The organism is Henriciella algicola, from assembly GCF_003576245.1.
Lineage (GTDB): Bacteria > Pseudomonadota > Alphaproteobacteria > Caulobacterales > Hyphomonadaceae > Henriciella > Henriciella algicola.
Genome location: NZ_QWGA01000006.1, coordinates 105,992 through 122,445, shown reverse-complemented (window position 1 = coordinate 122,445; position 16,454 = coordinate 105,992). Strand labels below are relative to the sequence as shown.

The 16,454-nt window shown below is 61.0% G+C and carries 19 protein-coding genes; 16 read left to right on the top strand and 3 right to left on the bottom strand.

Annotated elements, in window-relative coordinates; genetic code table 11:
* Positions 1–39: 39 nt before the first annotated feature.
* On the bottom strand, positions 40–1,467 hold the full coding sequence (locus D1222_RS09085) for an MFS transporter (RefSeq protein ID WP_119453946.1): 1,428 nt from the start codon (positions 1,465–1,467) through the stop codon (positions 40–42).
* A 183-nt stretch (positions 1,468–1,650) separates the two neighbouring features.
* On the opposite strand from D1222_RS09085, the gene D1222_RS09080 reads away from it, so the two are divergent.
* From D1222_RS09080 to D1222_RS09010, 15 genes are all read left to right on the top strand, one after another.
* Complete coding sequence (locus D1222_RS09080; RefSeq protein ID WP_119453945.1) at positions 1,651–2,127, top strand: hypothetical protein; 477 nt, start codon at positions 1,651–1,653, stop codon at positions 2,125–2,127.
* Between the two features lie 71 nt (positions 2,128–2,198).
* Complete coding sequence (locus D1222_RS09075; protein ID WP_119454054.1) at positions 2,199–3,419, top strand: DUF2336 domain-containing protein; 1,221 nt, start codon at positions 2,199–2,201, stop codon at positions 3,417–3,419.
* Positions 3,420–3,504: 85 nt separating this feature from the next.
* The gene (locus D1222_RS09070) at positions 3,505–4,002 is read left to right on the top strand and encodes a Na+/H+ antiporter subunit E (protein WP_119453944.1); all 498 of its coding nucleotides are present in this window, start codon (positions 3,505–3,507) and stop codon (positions 4,000–4,002) included.
* Positions 3,999–4,313, top strand: coding sequence for a monovalent cation/H+ antiporter complex subunit F (locus tag D1222_RS09065; protein ID WP_119453943.1), 315 nt, complete (start codon positions 3,999–4,001; stop codon positions 4,311–4,313). Before D1222_RS09070 ends, D1222_RS09065 begins: the two co-directional genes overlap by 4 nt.
* The gene (mnhG, locus tag D1222_RS09060) at positions 4,306–4,668 is read left to right on the top strand and encodes a monovalent cation/H(+) antiporter subunit G (protein WP_119453942.1); all 363 of its coding nucleotides are present in this window, start codon (positions 4,306–4,308) and stop codon (positions 4,666–4,668) included. The genes D1222_RS09065 and mnhG overlap by 8 nt, the downstream gene beginning before the upstream one ends.
* Positions 4,665–5,261 (top strand): DUF4040 domain-containing protein, encoded by a 597-nt coding sequence (locus D1222_RS09055; protein ID WP_119453941.1) that lies wholly within the window; start codon positions 4,665–4,667, stop codon positions 5,259–5,261. The genes mnhG and D1222_RS09055 overlap by 4 nt, the downstream gene beginning before the upstream one ends.
* Positions 5,261–5,722 carry a Na(+)/H(+) antiporter subunit B gene (locus D1222_RS09050; protein WP_119453940.1) on the top strand — a complete coding sequence of 154 codons (462 nt, stop codon included), beginning with the start codon at positions 5,261–5,263 and terminating at the stop codon, positions 5,720–5,722. Before D1222_RS09055 ends, D1222_RS09050 begins: the two co-directional genes overlap by 1 nt.
* Positions 5,722–6,285: a cation:proton antiporter subunit C gene (locus D1222_RS09045; RefSeq protein ID WP_119453939.1), complete on the top strand. Its 564-nt coding sequence runs from the start codon at positions 5,722–5,724 to the stop codon at positions 6,283–6,285. Before D1222_RS09050 ends, D1222_RS09045 begins: the two co-directional genes overlap by 1 nt.
* The gene (locus tag D1222_RS09040) at positions 6,285–7,817 is read left to right on the top strand and encodes a monovalent cation/H+ antiporter subunit D family protein (protein ID WP_119454053.1); all 1,533 of its coding nucleotides are present in this window, start codon (positions 6,285–6,287) and stop codon (positions 7,815–7,817) included. Before D1222_RS09045 ends, D1222_RS09040 begins: the two co-directional genes overlap by 1 nt.
* Positions 7,814–9,295, top strand: a complete 1,482-nt coding sequence (locus tag D1222_RS09035; protein WP_119453938.1) for a proton-conducting transporter transmembrane domain-containing protein — start codon at positions 7,814–7,816, stop codon at positions 9,293–9,295. Before D1222_RS09040 ends, D1222_RS09035 begins: the two co-directional genes overlap by 4 nt.
* Positions 9,292–9,675, top strand: a complete 384-nt coding sequence (locus D1222_RS09030; RefSeq protein WP_119453937.1) for a hypothetical protein — start codon at positions 9,292–9,294, stop codon at positions 9,673–9,675. Before D1222_RS09035 ends, D1222_RS09030 begins: the two co-directional genes overlap by 4 nt.
* Positions 9,672–11,420 (top strand): Na(+)/H(+) antiporter subunit D, encoded by a 1,749-nt coding sequence (locus D1222_RS09025; RefSeq protein ID WP_119453936.1) that lies wholly within the window; start codon positions 9,672–9,674, stop codon positions 11,418–11,420. Before D1222_RS09030 ends, D1222_RS09025 begins: the two co-directional genes overlap by 4 nt.
* Before the next feature lie 166 nt (positions 11,421–11,586).
* Entirely contained in the window at positions 11,587–12,000 is a 414-nt protein-coding gene (locus D1222_RS09020) for a MucR family transcriptional regulator (RefSeq protein ID WP_119453935.1), read from the top strand.
* Between the two features lie 166 nt (positions 12,001–12,166).
* On the top strand, positions 12,167–12,667 hold the full coding sequence (locus D1222_RS09015) for a PAS domain-containing protein (protein ID WP_147371844.1): 501 nt from the start codon (positions 12,167–12,169) through the stop codon (positions 12,665–12,667).
* A 93-nt stretch (positions 12,668–12,760) separates the two neighbouring features.
* Positions 12,761–13,147 carry a helix-turn-helix domain-containing protein gene (locus D1222_RS09010; protein ID WP_119453933.1) on the top strand — a complete coding sequence of 129 codons (387 nt, stop codon included), beginning with the start codon at positions 12,761–12,763 and terminating at the stop codon, positions 13,145–13,147.
* Here D1222_RS09010 and D1222_RS09005 read toward each other — a convergent pair.
* Complete coding sequence (locus D1222_RS09005) at positions 13,110–13,535, bottom strand: SufE family protein (RefSeq protein ID WP_119454052.1); 426 nt, start codon at positions 13,533–13,535, stop codon at positions 13,110–13,112. The genes D1222_RS09010 and D1222_RS09005 overlap by 38 nt on opposite strands.
* Before the next feature lie 84 nt (positions 13,536–13,619).
* A complete protein-coding gene (locus tag D1222_RS09000) occupies positions 13,620–14,669 on the bottom strand; it encodes a hypothetical protein (RefSeq protein WP_147371843.1) in 1,050 nt (349 codons plus the stop codon).
* Between the two features lie 136 nt (positions 14,670–14,805).
* On the opposite strand from D1222_RS09000, the gene D1222_RS08995 reads away from it, so the two are divergent.
* The gene (locus D1222_RS08995; protein ID WP_182481930.1) at positions 14,806–16,443 is read left to right on the top strand and encodes a sensor histidine kinase; all 1,638 of its coding nucleotides are present in this window, start codon (positions 14,806–14,808) and stop codon (positions 16,441–16,443) included.
* Positions 16,444–16,454: the final 11 nt, after the last annotated feature.

The window sequence follows — 16,454 nt, the reverse complement described above, 5'->3', positions numbered from 1 at the left end:
GCACCATTTTGTCGCTGCCTTCGCGGCGACAACCCGGTTTCAGGCAGGCTGGTGCTTCATGTTCCAGATGGGTGTGCGGATCACCATCCAGGCGATGAGGAGCGTCATGCCGAGGGCAGGGACAACGGCGACGCGCTGGGGCTGGTCGGGGAAGAAGTCGATCAGCCAGCCCATGAGGGCGGCACCGAACGGCGCCCCGGCCATGAAGCCAAGCTGATAGATCGAAAGAACGCGCGAGAGATGATTTTTTGGAGCGGCGTCCTGAACGATGGAGCGGCTCATCGCGATGGAGACACCGGCTGCGAGGCCCCAGGCGAAGACGATGCCGAGGAAGACATAATGCGGCGGCTTCGCCAGCATGATGAGAATGGCGAGGGAGCCGAGGAGCTGCGCCGTCAGAAGCAGGCGTCCCTGTCGCTTGATGGCGCGGAAGAGGGACAGCGTGACCGATGACACGAATGCGCCAAGCCAGAAGGTGACGAACATGTCGCGAATGCCGTCTGAGGAGAGACCATAAATGTCCCGGTTGATGATCGGGAGTACGACCAGGAAGGAGCCGATCACGAAGATGCCAACCCCGAACATCAGCACCGTCATCGCCCACAGCTTGCCGTCGGCACTTACCACCTGAAAGCCTTCCTTGATGTCGCCAAACGCGGCGCCGAGACCAGACCGGCCGGTCTTTACCCGGCGGCCATGAGCGAGGAAGAGGGCGAAGCCTGCGCCAAGCCCGACGATGATGGCCTGAAAGGCCAGAAGTTCCCAGCTCGGGATCGGGCCGATCGAAAAACCACCGAGCCAGTCCGGCATCCGGGTCAGCTTATCAGCATACCCGCCCACAATCAGGCCGCAGATCTGGGCTGCGAACTGGGCGATGGTCGCAAAGGCGACGCCCTGTTGAAGCGTGACATCGGAGCCGACGCGGGCGCGTCGGTCGACCACTTCGTTGATGATGGAATCGCGCGCTGGCATCATGAATGCGCCCACTGTGCCCATCGCGACCCCATAGATGATCATATAGCCATAGGCGAGGTTGCCAGTCGCAAGGACGAAGGCGAGAATCGCTGCCGGAACGGCCGCCATCAGATGAAGCAGCATGAGAAGCGATTTGCCGGAGGCGCGCTCAGCAATGACGCCGCCCAGAAGCAGGAAGATGACCGACGGGCCGGACAGGGCCATGTTGGCAAGGCCGAGCTCAGTGCCATCGAGGCCGAGACGATTGGTGATGAGGTAGGGAAACAGCACCATCTGAAGGCCGAAAGCCGTGAACCAGCTGCACTGGATCATCAGATAGGCAGGAAGCTCCGATTTCACGCGCCGGTGCGTGCGCCGCGTGAACAGGCTGCGCGCTGTAAACTCAACCGAAGCGCCGGCGGTTGTGGCGCTGTCGAGACCGCTGACCGGCGATTTCACCTGACCGGTGCGGTCTTCGCCGCGGTTCTCCAGCTGGCGCTCGTCTTCATCCATTCGCGATACCGTCTCCCTCTCGGCGAAGGCGCGACCTTACTGTCTGCGGCCTCTCAGAAAAGCGTTTTTCCCCTACTGGCTGCATTCGCAGCTCGAAAGTCGCCTCACGTCACACCTCTCATTGAGGTTCAGATTGGGCGGACTATGCTTTGTCCCTGTCGTCGCCCTCCGGGAGGAACCGTGATGTTTGCCTTGCGCCTGCTCTTGAGCTGGCTGTTCGCGGTGTTCCTGATCTTCGTCTACGTCAACGCGACCCTTCATCCGCTTCCGGATCCGCCCGAAGGCTTTGTAAAGCTGTTCGACCGCCCCGGGGATAATGTTTTTTTCCAAACCATGGCCGACAAGACGGGCATCGAGCTGCTGGAGCCGACCGGCCGCGTTGTCGTTGCCGTGTTCGAGCTTCTGCTCTGCGCCCTTCTGTTGATTCCCGGGTCCCGGCGTTTCGGCGCGGCGCTTTCGGCGCTCCTCATGATGGGGGCTGTCACGGCGCACATGATGCCGGACGTGCTTGGCCGCGAGCTGCCTGCATCCACAGCGGTTTTTGAAAGCGGGACGGACTTTGGCCGCGTCTTCATGCTGTCGGTCGCGATGCTGGCTGCGTCGATCCTGCTTTTCTTCTCTCATCCCTTGCGCAAGAAGCCCGACATGGACGAGGTCTGACGCGTCAAACGCGCTGTTAACCTGGTGCTGGCAATCTGCCCGTTCGATTGATGCAGAGCGAACAGGCCGCAATGTCAGCATTGGAACAGATGTCAGAGGGGGAATCGCCCCAGTCTGAAGGTGCCGTGGGCGGGCGCGCTCGGCGGCTTCTCCTGCGCCGCCTTATCGACTTTGTTGCGCTGCCGGCGACGGCTGTTGCGCCGCAGGACCGCTCTATGGGCGGCGACATTCTTCTGGAAATGCTGTTTCACGCCGCGCCGGATGACAGGCGATTCTGTGCCCAGCGCCTACAGGTAAACAAGGAAGCGCCGCGGCGACTGATGCGCTACCTCGCCATGTCGGACCTCGAAGTCGCCAAACCGATTCTCGAGGTGAATGAGGGCTTTGACGCGGCCGACCTCGCCACGATCGCGGATGAAACGACCCTCGATCACAGACTTTTGATTGCGCAGCGCAAGCGTATCGATCCGTGCGTCGCCGAAGCGCTCTGCCAGCGTGAGGAACCGGCCGTCCTGAAGGCGCTTCTGCAGAATAATGGCGCCGAGATATCAGAGCGCGGCATGGATCTTTTGGTCCAGCATTCGCGCACGGTTGAAGGTCTGACAACGCTGTTGATCAAACGGCTTGAGCTGATCCCGAGTCAGGCAATGGCGATGTTCTGGTGGGCGGACGGCGCGACCCGCCGGGTCATCCTGCAAAGGCAGGCAGCCGACCGGCTGGAACTTGTCGATCTTTGCTCGGATGTCTTTGCGGTCGCGGCGCAGGAGAATTGGTCCGACCCGGTTGCGCGAAAGACGCTGCAGCTGATCGAACGGCGGCAGAGAAACCGCGCCGCTATTGAGAAGAGCCCCTATGACAGCCTTGAACACGCGGTTGAAGTCGCCGCAGAAAAGGGGCTGAATCCAGAACTTGCCCAGGAAATCGGATTTCTGGCCGGGGTCAAACCGGTGACGATCGCAAAGATCCTCAGCGATACGGGCGGGGAGGGGCTTGCCGTTCTCTGCAAGGCGACAGGACTGAAACGGCCTTACCTCGCGCGCCTCTGGCACGCCCTGCGCCGCCCCCTGAAGCTAGATGACGGCAAGCTGCATCCACAATTCGCCTATCTGTCAGAAACCTATGAGCTTCTTGCGGTCGCCAAGGCGCAGACAACGCTGCGTTACTGGAACTGGTCGCTGTCATCATCCTACTCACCGCGGGCGGGCCATGCTGCAGAAGATGCGACAGAATCGCCCAGCGAAACCCGTTTCTCAACGTCGCGGCGGACGGCCCAGCTCGTTTTTGGTGCATAGACTGGAAGAGGGTCTGGCCAAACCCCTGTCGAGCGAGTAACAGCGACCCATACTTGTCTTGTGGCGAAATGGGAGCGGCTAACTCGTGGGTTATTTTGCAGGCCTGATCTTTGTGCTCGCCGCACTTTGGCTTGGCCTTTCGGGGATCTACAAGCCGTTACTACTCATTCTTGCCGGCATTTCGATTCTCATCTCCGTTGTTCTGGCTTCGCGCCTTGAGACTGTTGACCGGGAAGGCTCTCCTTATGGCCGCACCATCCCGATCCTGTCCTACTGGGCATGGCTGCTGGTTGAGATCTTCAAGGCGAACTGGCCGGTCATCAAGGCGTGTGTCAGCGCCAATCTGAACATCAATCCGGCCTTTGTGCGGGTGAAGACGCGCTGCGAAAGCGATCTCGCCAAGACCATCTTTGCCAATTCGATCACGCTGACGCCGGGCACGGTGACCGTGGAGGTCGAAGGCGACAAACTTCTGATCCACGCCCTGTTCGAGGAGGCCGCAACGCCTGCCTCGTTTGACGAGATGGATCACCGTTCCTATCGCGCTGCCGATGGCAAGCGTAAGGAGGAGCTGGCTGCATGACCGAGATCGCTGCCGTCGCTATTATCATCGCGATCGGGCTGACGCTCATTCGCGCGCTGATGGGGCCAACGCTCTATGACCGCGTGCTGGCCGTCAACTCGCTCGGGACCAAGATCGTACTCTTCATCGGCTTCCTCGGCTTCGTGCTGGGCCGCCCGGACTGGCTTGATATTGCAGTGCTTTATGCGCTCATCAACTTCGTCTCGACGATCGCGATCCTGAAGTTCTTCCGCTACCGCTCCTTCCAGGTGCCGCTGCACCGCAGGCCCGTCCCGAAGGCGCCGACAGTGCAGGGGAGAGACAATGTCTGAGCTTCTCGACATCCTTCTGCTCATAAAGCCATGGGTTGGCGGCATCCTATGCGTGATCGGCGCGCTGCTTGCGCTTATCGGCTCTATCGGCGTGCTACGCTTTCCTGATTTCTTCACCCGCCTGCATGCGGCCAGTATCACTGATACCAGCGCCGTCACGCTCGGCCTGCTCGGCATGGCGATTCTTGCCCCGAACTGGCTCGTCGTGTTCAAGCTGGCGGCCATCTGGCTGTTCATTTTCCTGACCAGCCCGACCGGTTCACACGCGCTTGCGAACGCCGCTCACACGGCTGGCCTCCAGCCTGTTCTTGGCCGCGACCTGAAGCGCCCAGACAATAGAGAGGAGGAGGCATGATCGCTGGCTATTCTGGCGCAGATCTCGCCATCGCTCTCATCAACGTCCTTTTGCTCGGCCTGCTCTTTGTGATCGGCGTGGCGATTGCGCGTATGCGCAGCCTGTTCGCCATCGTCATGCTGTCGGGCATCTATTCCCTGATCTCTGCGACCTGGTTCGTCGCGCTGGACGCCGTCGATGTGGCGTTTACCGAGGCGGCCGTTGGTGCAGGCATCTCCACCGCGCTCCTTCTCGGGGCGATGTTGCTGACCGCGCGCACCGCGAAACCTGAACCGTTCGCACGGAGCATCGTGCCGATCCTCGTCGTGATCGCGACGGGCGCCATGCTCGTTTATGCGACGATCGACCTGCCAGCCTTTGGCGACCCGGATAGCCCGGCCAACACTTATGTTGGCACCGACTATCTTGAGCGCACGCCGCAGGAGATCGCCGTCCCGAACATCGTGACTGCCGTTCTCGCGAGCTATCGTGGCTTTGATACGCTGGGTGAGACGGGCGTTGTGTTTACCGCAGCCCTCGCTGTGATCCTCCTGCTTGGTTTTGGTGAGCGCTCGCTCTCGGCGACCTTCAACCGCAAGAAGGACAAGAAATAATGGCCGGCCCGCGTACAGACCATCACGTCATCCTGCGCGTTGTCGCAAAGCCTCTGATCCCGATCATTGCGCTGTTCGCGCTCTATGTTCACTTCCATGGTGACTATAGCCCGGGCGGCGGTTTCCAGGCCGGCGTGATCATCGTCGTTGCCGTCGTGCTCTACGCGCTGATCTTTGGCATCACGCCGGCTATGCGCGCTGTGCCGCCTGTCTTTGCAAGATCGCTTGCGGCGCTTGGCTTCATCATCTTTGCCGGGGTAGGCGTCTGGGCGCTCATCATGGGCGGCAATTTCCTCGACTATGATGTTCTCTTCAATGAAGAGCCGGGCGGCCATATGGGCCAGCACTATGGCATCATCGCGGTTGAGGTCGGCGTGCTGTTCGCGGTCGCAGGCTCCATGCTTTCGATCTTCTATGCGTTCGCCGGCCGCGTCACCGAGATCAAGGACGAGGACTGGTAATGCTGGATTTCGTTCTGGAGCGCGGCAACTACTGGGCAATCATCGGCCTGATGATGCTCGGCCTCTATACGCTGTTTGCCGCCACAAACCTGATCAAGAAGCTCGTTGGTCTGTCTATCTTCCAGACCTCGATCATTCTCTTCTACATTTCGCTCAGCCGCATTGATGGCGGTACGGCGCCGATCCTCTATGGCAAGGATGCAAAGGGTCATGGCGGCGGTCATGATGAAGCAGCCGGTGCCTATGGCGCGGCAAGCGATGCGGCCCATGGTGCATCTGATGCGGCTCATGGCGCCGCGGACGCTGCGCACGGGGCGGCAGATGCTGCGCACGGCGCTGCCAGCCACGGGCTGGAGCACGTCTATTCCAACCCGCTTCCACACGTTCTGATGCTGACGGCCATCGTGGTAGGCGTCGCGACGCTTGCCGTCGGCCTCGCCATTGTCGTGCGTATCAGGGAAGCATACGGCACGATCGAAAGCGATGAGATCCGCGAAACCGACCTTGAAGTCGCGCGCGCTGAGTACGCCGTGGATCAGGCTGATGAGGCTAACCCGGCATGATGGACTGGATCCTTCAAATCGCGCCAGCATTCGCTGAAGCGCACGCACCCGCGCTGCTCATCCTGCTGCCAATGCTGGCTGGGCCGATCGCGGCATTCCTGCCGGGCGGTGGCCGCGTCGCATGGGGCATGACGGTCATCGTCACGGGCCTCTGTACGCTGCTCTCGCTGATCTTGCTTGCGCAGGTCCGCTCGATTGAGGGCGGCGCGATCATTTCCTACGCCATGGGCGGCTGGGCGCCTCCGCATGGTATCGAATTCCGCATCGACGCGCTCAACGTGCTGGTGCTGCTGCTCGTCAGCGTGATTGCATTCCTGACCAGCATCTTTGGCTGGCCGACGATCAAAGCAGAGATTGCCGACGGCAAGCGCGCCATGTTCTTTGGCGCCTTCCAAGTCTGCTTCATGGGCCTGCTTGGTGTGGCTGCGACAGGCGACGCCTTCAACCTCTTCGTGTTCCTCGAACTGTCTTCCATCGCGACCTATGTGCTCGTCGCGCTCGGCTCTGGCCGTGACCGGCGCGCGCTCCCGGCGGCGATCAACTACCTGCTTATGGGGACGATCGGGGCAAGCTTCTACGTCGTTGGCGTCGGCTTCCTCTATGCCGCGACCGGTACGCTCAACATGGCGGACCTTGCCGTCCAGCTTCAGGATGTTGGCGGCAACCGCGCCGTTCAGGTCGGCTTTGCCTTCATCCTTGTTGGCCTCGGCCTCAAGGCGGCGATGTTCCCGCTGCATCAGTGGCTGCCGAACGCCTATTCCTACAGCCCGAGCTTCGTGACGGCCTTCCTTGCGGCGACCGCGACCAAGGTTGCGATCTACGCCCTGGTCCGCTTCCTGTTCAGCGTCTTCTCGCTCGACTTCGCTTTCGAGGGCATGAGCCTCGCGCTGATCCTTGCGCCGATGGGGATTGCGGCGATGCTCGCCTGTTCCTTCCAGGCGATCTTCCAGGCCGATATCCGGCGCACGCTTGCCTATTCCTCGGTAGCGCAGGTCGGCTACATGCTGCTCGGTATCTCTCTGGGTACCGCGGCTGGTGTGTCTGCAGGCATGTTCCACCTTATCAACCACGCCCTGATGAAGGGCGCATTGTTCATGGCTGTCGCAGGCGCTGTGCTGACCTATCAGGGCGCGCGCATCCATGACTTTGCAGGCCTTGGTCGCCGCGCCCCTTGGACGATGACGGCCTTTGCCATTGCCGGTCTGTCGCTGATCGGCGTGCCGCTTACGGCAGGCTTCCAGTCCAAGTTCGCACTCGTCTCCGCGCTGCTCGAAAGCGGCTGGTGGTGGGCTGCGCTTATCGTGGTGTTCTCCAGCGTGCTCGCGGTCATCTATATGGGCCGCATCCTGGAGGCCGTCTTCTTCCGCGCGCCGACCAACCCGCACAAGGAGCATGGTGAAGCGCCGCTTCTCATCCTCGTCCCGCTCTGGATTCTCGCCATTGCGAATATCTGGGTCGGCATCGATGGCGGTTTTGTCTACGGCCTTGCGACCGATGCGGCTGAGGCGCTCTTTATCGGAGGCGCGTCATGAGCGGTGAAATCCTGATCCTCGCGGCGCTCATTCTGCCGCTGATTACCATGGCTGGTATCTACCTTACCGGTCGCTTCCCGGATGTGCGCGAAGGCGTCACGCTGGTTGGTGCAGCTGCGCTCTTTGCAGTGGCCTGCCTTCTGACCGGAACCGTCATGGGCGGTGAGCCTGCCGAGTTCGTCCTTGGTACGGTGGTTCCTGGCCTTGATCTGGCGTTCAAGCTGGAGCCGCTCGGCGCCATGTTCGCGCTTGTGGCAAGCGGCCTCTGGATCGTGAACAGCTTCTATTCCATCGGCTACATGCGCGGGAACAAGGAGCGCCATCAGACGCGCTTCTATATGTGCTTCGCAATCGCGCTGATGGGCGCCATGGGCGTTGCCATGGCCTCGAACCTCTTCACGCTGTTCGTGTTCTACGAAGTGCTGACGCTGTCGACCTTCCCGCTGGTGGCGCACAAGGGCGACGCCAATGCACTCCGCGGTGGCCGCATCTATCTGATGACGCTGCTCGCGACTTCCATCGGTCTGCTGCTCGTCGCCATCATCTGGACGGCGACGCTGGCCGGCAGCATGGACTTTGTGCCGGGCGGCCTGCTCGCCGGGGTAGAGGGTGTCACGCCCGCGATCGCCAGTGCGCTTCTCATCCTCTTTGCCTTCGGTATCGGTAAGGCGGCGCTGATGCCGGTCCATTTTTGGCTACCAAACGCCATGGTTGCGCCGACGCCGGTGTCCGCGCTCCTGCACGCTGTGGCAGTTGTGAAGGCTGGCGTCTTCACCATGGCCAAGGTCGGCATCTATGTCTTCGGCATAGACCTTCTGGCGGACACGCCTGCGCGCGACTTCGTCCTGTTTGTGGCGTGTTTCACGATCGTCGTTGCCTCGCTGATCGCTCTCACCAAGGACGACCTCAAGGCACGGCTTGCCTATTCGACGGTTGGCCAGCTTGCCTATGTGACGGCCGGTGTGATGCTGGCCAATGAGGCGGGCATGATGGGCGGCGCGCTACAGATCCCGGCGCACGCCTTTGGCAAGATGACGCTCTTCATGTGCGCGGGTGCGATCTATGTCGCGACCGGCAAGAAGGCGATCTCGGAAATGCGCGGGCTTGGCCGGCGTATGCCATGGGTGTTCACGGCTTTCCTGATAGGCTCGCTGTCGATCATCGGTCTGCCGCCGCTTGCAGGGGGCTGGCCGAAGGTCCTGCTGATGCTCGGCGCGTCTGAAAGCGGTGACGCGTATGTCGCCTGGGTGCTGATCATCTCGTCGCTCCTGAACATCGCCTACCTGCTGCCGATCGCTTTCCTTGGCCTGATGCCACCGCGCGGCACGCCAGAGCCTGCACCTTACAAACGCCCGGAAGGGGCCCCGGCACTTGCTGTTGCTGCGCCTGTTTTCACGGCGATCGGTACGCTCGTGTTGTTCTTCTTCATGGGCGAGCTCTACGATTTCCTTCTTCCAGCGATTGGAGGCCAGCCATGAGCGATCATGCAACCCCGCCTCATCTGAGCGATCATGGAGAACATGCGCCCGATGAGAGCCAGACGGTTCCAGCAGCCCGCGCACTGTTCGGCTGGACGACCAAACCGTGGATCGGCAAGGCCCTGTTCTGGGGACTGCTGGTCGTCTCGATCCTGCTGATCGCCATTGAGCCTGTGCTGGAAATGCTGGCGCCTGAGGGTGAGCATTTCCGCCATCCATATTTCAGCATCGACGGCACGACAGGCTTCAACGCCATCTGGGGCTTTGGCGCCTTCGCGCTCGTTGTGCTGGCTGGCTGGCCACTCGGCCGCCTGCTGCGCCGCTCTGAAGACTATTACGAGGACGAGCAGGAACCTGCCGGAACGGAGCCGCATCCATGAACGGCCTGCTTGCAACCATCAATCCGGGCCTGGTGCTCATCCTTGCGGGGATGCTGGCCGCTGTCATTCCGGTCCAGCGCATCCGTCAGATCCTGGCGCTGCTCGCGCCAGTTATCGCGACAGCGCTGCTGCTCGCTGCCCCGCGTGAAACTGACCTCGCAAGCCTGTCCATGATGGGCTTTGACATGGTGCTGTACCGTGTCGACTCGCTGTCCTTCATCTTTGGCCTCGCCTTCCTGATCGCGGCCTTCATCAATGCGGTCTACGCGCTGCATCAGGACAGCCAGTTCGAAGACACGATGGGGCTGACCTACATGGGCGCGGCTGTGGCTGCGGCCTTCTGCGGCGACTTCATCAGCCTGTTCGTGTTCTGGGAACTGACCGCCATTACGTCGGTCTTCCTGATTTTCCGCTCAGGCACGCGGGCCGCCTACAAGGCGGGTATGCGCTATCTCGGCCTGCACATCCTGTCGGGCGTGCTGCTGTTGTTCGGCGCGATGCAGATCTATTTCGACACCGGCGACATGAGCATCCGCGCGCTGGAGCTTGGCAATCCGGGCGTGCTGCTGGTCTTCCTCGCTTTCGGTATCAAGGCAGGCTTCCCCTTCCTCCACACCTGGATCGCGGATGCCTATCCAAAGGCAACCGTGGTCGGCACGGTCATCCTGTCTGCCTTCACGACGAAGCTCGCCATCTATGCGCTCGCGCGGACTTTTGCGGGTGAGCAGAGCCTTATCTGGATCGGCGCGATCATGACCGTCTATCCGGTCTTCTTCGCCGTCGTGGAGAATGACCTCCGCAAGGTTCTGTCCTTCTCGCTGAACAACCAGCTCGGCTTCATGGTCTGTGCGATCGGTGTCGGTACGCCGCTGGCGCTTAATGGCGCGGCGGCACACGCCTTCTGCCACATCATGTACAAGTCGCTGCTCTTCATGAGCATGGGCGCTGTCCTCTACCGGACGGGTACGGCCAAGGCGACCGAGCTTGGCGGCCTGTTCCGCACAATGCCGTGGACGACGGTCTTCTGTCTGATCGGCGCGGCATCTATCTCGGCCTTCCCGCTCTTCTCCGGCTTTGTGTCGAAGTCGCTCACCATGAGCGCGGTCGCAGGCGGGGCTTTCCTGATCCCTTGGCTGATGCTTCTGTTCGCGTCGGCTGGTGTGCTTGAGCATTCTGGCATCAAGATCCCGTACTTTGCCTTCTTCGGCCATGATAGCGGCAAGCGTCCCAAGGAAGCGCCGTTCAACATGCTGGTCGCGATGGGCCTTGCTGCCTTCATCTGTATCGCTGTTGGCCTGCCAGCCTTCTTCCCCGGCTTTGGCTTCAACTGGCTCTACTCGATCCTGCCATTCGCCAACGACCCGTATACGGTCCGCTATGAGCCTTATACTGGCGACCATATCCTGACGCAGATGCAGCTTCTTGTGCTGGCGATCTTCGCCTTCGCGCTGCTGCAGCGCCTCGGTGCCTATCCGCCAGAAAAGCGCGGTATCATCATCGATACCGACATCATCTATCGCAAGGCGGGCTATGGCCTTGCGAACTGGGCGGGCCTTGTCTGGAACAAGGTCGGCCCGGCGATGAGCGGCGTGTTCGGCAGTCTTGGTGCGCGGACCTTCTCGCGGCTGGAGGCTGCCTTCAGTCCGCGTGGGACGCTGGCGTCAGGCGGGCTCTATAATGGCATGGCGATCTGGACGGCCGTGCTGCTTGGTCTTGCGCTGTTGATCGCGTTCTTTATCCGCTGAATGCAGCCAGACTGTAGCCAGCCAAAGTTCATTCCAATGATGTTGATATAAATCAGTGCATTTGCAGGCTGTGTATTCTACTGGAATGCGCTGTACTTATTTCGATGTACTTGGAACCAAGCCTGATCAGATGAATTGATCTGACTTGAGCGTATAGGAGAGAAACGTGGATACCGGCACAGAAAAAAAAGCCCCTGGCGTGGACACGCTTGAGCTGACCACTGAGATTGTGGCGGCCTATGTGAGCAATAATCCTGTGCAGAGCAGCGACCTCGCCAATCTTATTCGCAACGTCCACGATGCGCTGACCAACCTCTCAACTGAGGAAGTCCAGGCGCCTGAGGCGAAGCCTGCTATCCCGGTCAAGAAATCCGTCACCGATGACTACCTGATCTGTCTCGAAGACGGGAAGAAGTTCAAGTCGCTGAAGCGCCACCTGCGCGCCAAGTATGACATGACCCCGGACGAGTACCGCGAGAAGTGGGGCCTGCCATTCGACTATCCGATGGTCGCGCCAAGCTATGCCCGCAAGCGCTCGCAGCTTGCCAAGAAGATGGGCCTTGGCACCGGCAAGAAATAGGTCGGTCATCTTCGGTGTGCCGCCCGAATACTGACAATCAAGATCGTTACGCTTGCGAAATGAAATACTTTGGCAATCTAGGTTAATTTTTTCTTAGATTGACTCTTGCGGCGCGAATCGAATTCAGACACACCTGATTCTGTCGAATCGCTTGGGGTGGCTGACGATGAAGAGTCAATCAGATATTTTTAGCCTGATCGATGCTCAGAACGAGATTGTCGATTACTGGAATTCCAGAAGGGAAGTTGGCTCGGCGCCCCTTCGCGCCGACATAGACCCGGGCGCGCTGCGCGCTCATCTCCACTGCATTTCGATCCTCGAGCTTGACGGGCAGGGCGGCGCAACCTTCCGCCTGATCGGTACCCAGCTTCGCAACCTGATTGGCGCCGACATGCGCGGCTGCCGGATCGATGACCTGCCCGAGGAACACGCCTCCATCTGGCGGATGGGCGGGCTTTCCCTGCTTGAAGGCTGCCAGCCGCAGCAAGGCGTCGTCGACCTTGGCGAGACCCATCACGCCTGGCTCCGCTTGCCGCTTCGCCATTTAGCCGCCGACGACGCGCCAACGATGGTGCTCTGCCATGATGTCCTGCGCCGGAAAAAGACCCGTATGTCCCGGCCTGTTTTCTCTCTTCATCCCTCAGCGCCGCGCGCCGTAGCCGCCTGATCCACAAAAGATTGATTTCCTGATATAGGAAAAATATCCTACACCTGTCTTGCTCGCCTTAAGGTGGGACGCACGAGACAAAAGGAGTAGGAAATGAACTCTACCAAGAACAGGCTCCACGATGAGCACAGCGTCCGCCTTGCTGTGGGGCTGACAGGCTATGCACTGCAGATCCCGTCAGAGGCGATCCTGTCCGCAGCGGCGCGCGACCACAATGTCGTGCGGGCCCGGCAGGTCGCGATGTACCTTTCACATGTCGGGCTAGGGATGAGCCTTGCGCGCGTGGCAATGGCGATGGAGCGCGACAGGTCCACCGTTGCGCATGGCTGCCACAGGATTGAGGATATGCGCGATGATCCGGATATCGATGCCTGGCTCGATCTGATGGAGAACAAGCTGCGCGAGGCAGCAGATGTGGGCCAGTCAGGTGAGGGCCGGGGCCTCAGCCAGCGGCCGCTTCAGTGCCGGCGACCGACTTGATCCGTTCCAGCATAGAGGCCAGCCCATTGGAGCGCTGCGCCGACAGGGCTTCGCTGACGCCGATCTCATCGAAGAATGCCATTGCATCGAAGGCCGCAATCTCTGTGGCCTTTGCACCTGAATAAAGCCGGATGAGGATCGCGATCAGGCCTGAAACGATCAGCGCATCGGACTCGGCGCGGATTTTCAGGTGGTCGCCATTCTCTGGCTCAATCACCATCCAGACTTGTGAGGCGCATCCGCGAACGCGGGTGTCTTCACTTCGTTCGCTTGCCTCAAGCGGCGGGTTCGCCTTGCCCATATCGATGATGTGGGCATAGCGGGTCTCCCAGTCGTCGAGAAACTCGAACTCTGCGGTGATGTCCTGTGCGCGTTCTGTAACGGTCATGCCGGTCATTTGGGGCAGAAACAGGCAAAAGAAAACCCCGGCCCCCAGTTGAGGGTCGGGGCGAGAGATTGAATACTCGTGATCCTAGTTGCTGACCTTGGCGATGCAACTTCCAATCTCAGCAAGCGCGTGCTCGCCGAGGCAGAATGGCACCTCAAAATGCTGGTGCGTCGCGGCGATGCATTGCTGCAGATTCAGATTGGCCATGTTCATACAGCCAGAGGTCTGGCTTTCGGTCATCGCGCCCTGGATCGGGGCAGGGCCGGTTTCTTCGCTGCCGAGCACGCGGTAGGCGGCGAGCGTCGCGATCTTGTCAGCGACCTGCTCACTGCCCGGGGCAACGCTGCGGCGGGTGCCACGCGTGATGTTGGTGACATTCGCAACGCGAACACGATCTGCGGCACCGCTGATGTTGCGCCAGATCGATGGGGCACCAGCACGGCCAGCCGTCGAGAGCACGTTGCCGATATCAGGCGCGCGGAAAGCGGTTGTCATGTCACTGCTGGCGGTACGGCCAACGAGAGAGTCAGCGCGCAGGCGGGTTGCGAGCGCACCGGAGTCGCCCAGCTTGCCCTTGGCCCAGCCATAGGACTGGAGGCTGTAGGCCTGTTGCTTCACGGTCTGTGCGGTCGCCTGAAGGCGCTGCGCATCGGCTGCGCCTGCGTTCAGGGCCGCGCTGACAGCGGCCGAGCCGCCATGCAGCGTGCGCGCATAACGCACATCATTCTGCAGGCCGCGCACGAGGAAGTCGCGGCCATAATAGGCTTCACCGTCGCGCACAGCGGCGCGGAATTCGGGGTCCTGCGAGGCGATCAGCGCCGAATAGGCGATCCAGCCGCGCGAGAGCTGGTCATGGTTCTGGCTGCCGAGATCATTGAGCGCAGTCTGGATCGAGGCGACGTCCTCGAACTTCTGCTGCTCAAGCCGGGTCACATCGCTCTGGTATGTGGCATAGACGGCTGCGGCTGTCGCGAGCGGGTCTGGGGCAGGGCCGACGCTGTAAGGTTGAACCGTTGGAATGGTTGTTGTGGTCGCCGGCTGAGCGGCCTGTTCAGGCGTCGTATCCTGCGCTGTAGCTGCCAGCGCCATGAGGGTACCGGCGGTCACTGCTGCGTGAATTCTTCCGAGTTTCATTCTGTTTCCCCTGAGACGCGAAGGCATGCCTCGCTCTATCATTCTTGCGCAACTCGCCATAATCTACGGCAAAATAGGCAACCGACTCAACTTGAATTCTTCAGCCGCAAGGATGCGTGGCATTTCTAACCGACAGATGAACAGCTCGTCTAAAATCGCGGTAACATCTGCCTCCCTGATCTGGCTGGCCGGGGCCGTCGCTGCAGCTGTGCTTGCTGTTCGCGAAGGCATGCCGGGGCTAATTGCGGTGGCTGTGTTCGCCTGCGCGGCGCTGCCATCGGTCCTGACCATCCTCGTTGCCCTGCGCGGGCGCCGCTGGCCTGTCGCGCGCAAATCGGTTCTCGCCATCCTGCCATGGATCGCGCTTGCGTCCGGCCTCGTCTTCGTGACGGGCGGCTTCTTTTCGCCTGCGATTGCGACAGGCGCGCTGGCCCCGCTCTTCGTGCTGGCGTTTGGCTGGCGCTCACATGTGACGGAGATCTGCGTCTTCGCGCTTCTGGGCCTTGCTGGCAGCCTTCTCGCCGCCGCCTTCCTCAATAGCGCCCTCGATGATCCTGCGCTGGACATGTTCAGCGGCGTACTCTCGCTGAATGCGATCTTTGCCGGGGCGCTGCTGCTGGTGGCGATCCTGCGGCGTGAGCCTGCGGATGTGTTCGCCGCAGCGGCTCTTGCGCCTGTGAGGGCTGGTCCTGAGATCAAGGAAGACACGCCTGCGCGCACCGGCCCGGTAATGATCGTCGATGTCGCTGATGATGGACGCGTGCGCATGGTGTCTGGCGAGATCAATGCGCCAGTCAGCCCGCGCCAGAAGCAACCTTTCGTTGAGGCGTTCGACGAACCCCACCGGCCAAGGATCGAGGCGGCCCTCTCATCTGACGGCACACGCCTCGATATCGACATTGGCCGCGCACCGCTTGAGCTCATCTTTGATCCGCACGCAGCGGGCATGCGCGTCTTCATGAGCCTGGTCGAAGAACCTGAAGCGGAAGAAGAGGATCTGGAGACGGGCGACGATGATGCACTCGTCCGTGCCCATGCCGCCGAAGAGGCGCTTGCAGAGCGTACCGCCTTCTTTGCGAGCCTCGGTCATGAGCTCAAGACCCCGCTCAACGCCATTCTCGGTTTCTCCGATCTCATGCGTAATGAGCTGCGCGGCGACCTGCCGGAAGTCTACCGCGAATATGTCGAGCTGATCCATGAGAGCGGCCAGGACCTGCTTCTGACCGTTGAGGACATTCTCGATTATGCCAAGGCAGAGTCGGGACATATCCGGTTCGACCTTGAGCCAGTCGATCTGGTCGCCAGCAGCGAGTCCGTCATCGCGCAGCTTTCTGCCTTTGCTGACCGGGCGGGCGTCTCCATTCGCCAGAAAGCGGGCAATGAAGTCTGGGCGCTGGCCGATGCGCGCGCGGTGCGCCAGATCTGGCAGAACCTTCTGTCGAACGCGATCAAATACTCGCCTAGAGGCTCAATGGTCAGCATTGATGCGCGGTCAGGTTCTACCACCGTCGCCTTGTCCGTGCGGGATATGGGCGCCGGGATGAGTGCGAGCGACCTTGAACAAGTTGCGCGGCCCTTCCAGCAGGGAAGCAATGCAAAGGGCAGGGCAGGTACAGGGCTTGGCCTGGCCGTCGTGAAGACGTTCGCAGACCTGATGCAGGGCAAGGTGATCATCGATACCGCGCCCGGCGAGGGCACGCGGGTGCGGGTCATTCTGCCAAAAGCCGAGCTAGAAGAGGCTGAGGGCGCGCTGTTGGAAACGACCAGCGTCTAATCGGAATTTGG

Bases quoted from the DNA above. Each gene is read 5' to 3' on its own strand.
- D1222_RS09085 (WP_119453946.1), bottom strand. From the start codon at position 1,467: ATGGATGAAGACGAGCGCCAGCTGGAGAACCGCGGCGAAGACCGCACC.
- D1222_RS09010 (WP_119453933.1), top strand. From the start codon at position 12,761: ATGAACTCTACCAAGAACAGGCTCCACGATGAGCACAGCGTCCGCCTT.
- D1222_RS09030 (WP_119453937.1), top strand. From the start codon at position 9,292: ATGAGCGATCATGCAACCCCGCCTCATCTGAGCGATCATGGAGAACAT.
- D1222_RS09005 (WP_119454052.1), bottom strand. From the start codon at position 13,535: ATGACCGTTACAGAACGCGCACAGGACATCACCGCAGAGTTCGAGTTT.
- D1222_RS09075 (WP_119454054.1), top strand. From the start codon at position 2,199: ATGTCAGCATTGGAACAGATGTCAGAGGGGGAATCGCCCCAGTCTGAA.
- D1222_RS09055 (WP_119453941.1), top strand. From the start codon at position 4,665: ATGATCGCTGGCTATTCTGGCGCAGATCTCGCCATCGCTCTCATCAAC.
- D1222_RS09015 (WP_147371844.1), top strand. From the start codon at position 12,167: ATGAAGAGTCAATCAGATATTTTTAGCCTGATCGATGCTCAGAACGAG.
- D1222_RS09000 (WP_147371843.1), bottom strand. From the start codon at position 14,669: ATGAAACTCGGAAGAATTCACGCAGCAGTGACCGCCGGTACCCTCATG.
- D1222_RS09045 (WP_119453939.1), top strand. From the start codon at position 5,722: ATGCTGGATTTCGTTCTGGAGCGCGGCAACTACTGGGCAATCATCGGC.
- D1222_RS09080 (WP_119453945.1), top strand. From the start codon at position 1,651: ATGTTTGCCTTGCGCCTGCTCTTGAGCTGGCTGTTCGCGGTGTTCCTG.
- D1222_RS09035 (WP_119453938.1), top strand. From the start codon at position 7,814: ATGAGCGGTGAAATCCTGATCCTCGCGGCGCTCATTCTGCCGCTGATT.
- mnhG (WP_119453942.1), top strand. From the start codon at position 4,306: ATGTCTGAGCTTCTCGACATCCTTCTGCTCATAAAGCCATGGGTTGGC.
- D1222_RS08995 (WP_182481930.1), top strand. From the start codon at position 14,806: ATGAACAGCTCGTCTAAAATCGCGGTAACATCTGCCTCCCTGATCTGG.
- D1222_RS09050 (WP_119453940.1), top strand. From the start codon at position 5,261: ATGGCCGGCCCGCGTACAGACCATCACGTCATCCTGCGCGTTGTCGCA.
- D1222_RS09040 (WP_119454053.1), top strand. From the start codon at position 6,285: ATGGACTGGATCCTTCAAATCGCGCCAGCATTCGCTGAAGCGCACGCA.
- D1222_RS09065 (WP_119453943.1), top strand. From the start codon at position 3,999: ATGACCGAGATCGCTGCCGTCGCTATTATCATCGCGATCGGGCTGACG.
- D1222_RS09025 (WP_119453936.1), top strand. From the start codon at position 9,672: ATGAACGGCCTGCTTGCAACCATCAATCCGGGCCTGGTGCTCATCCTT.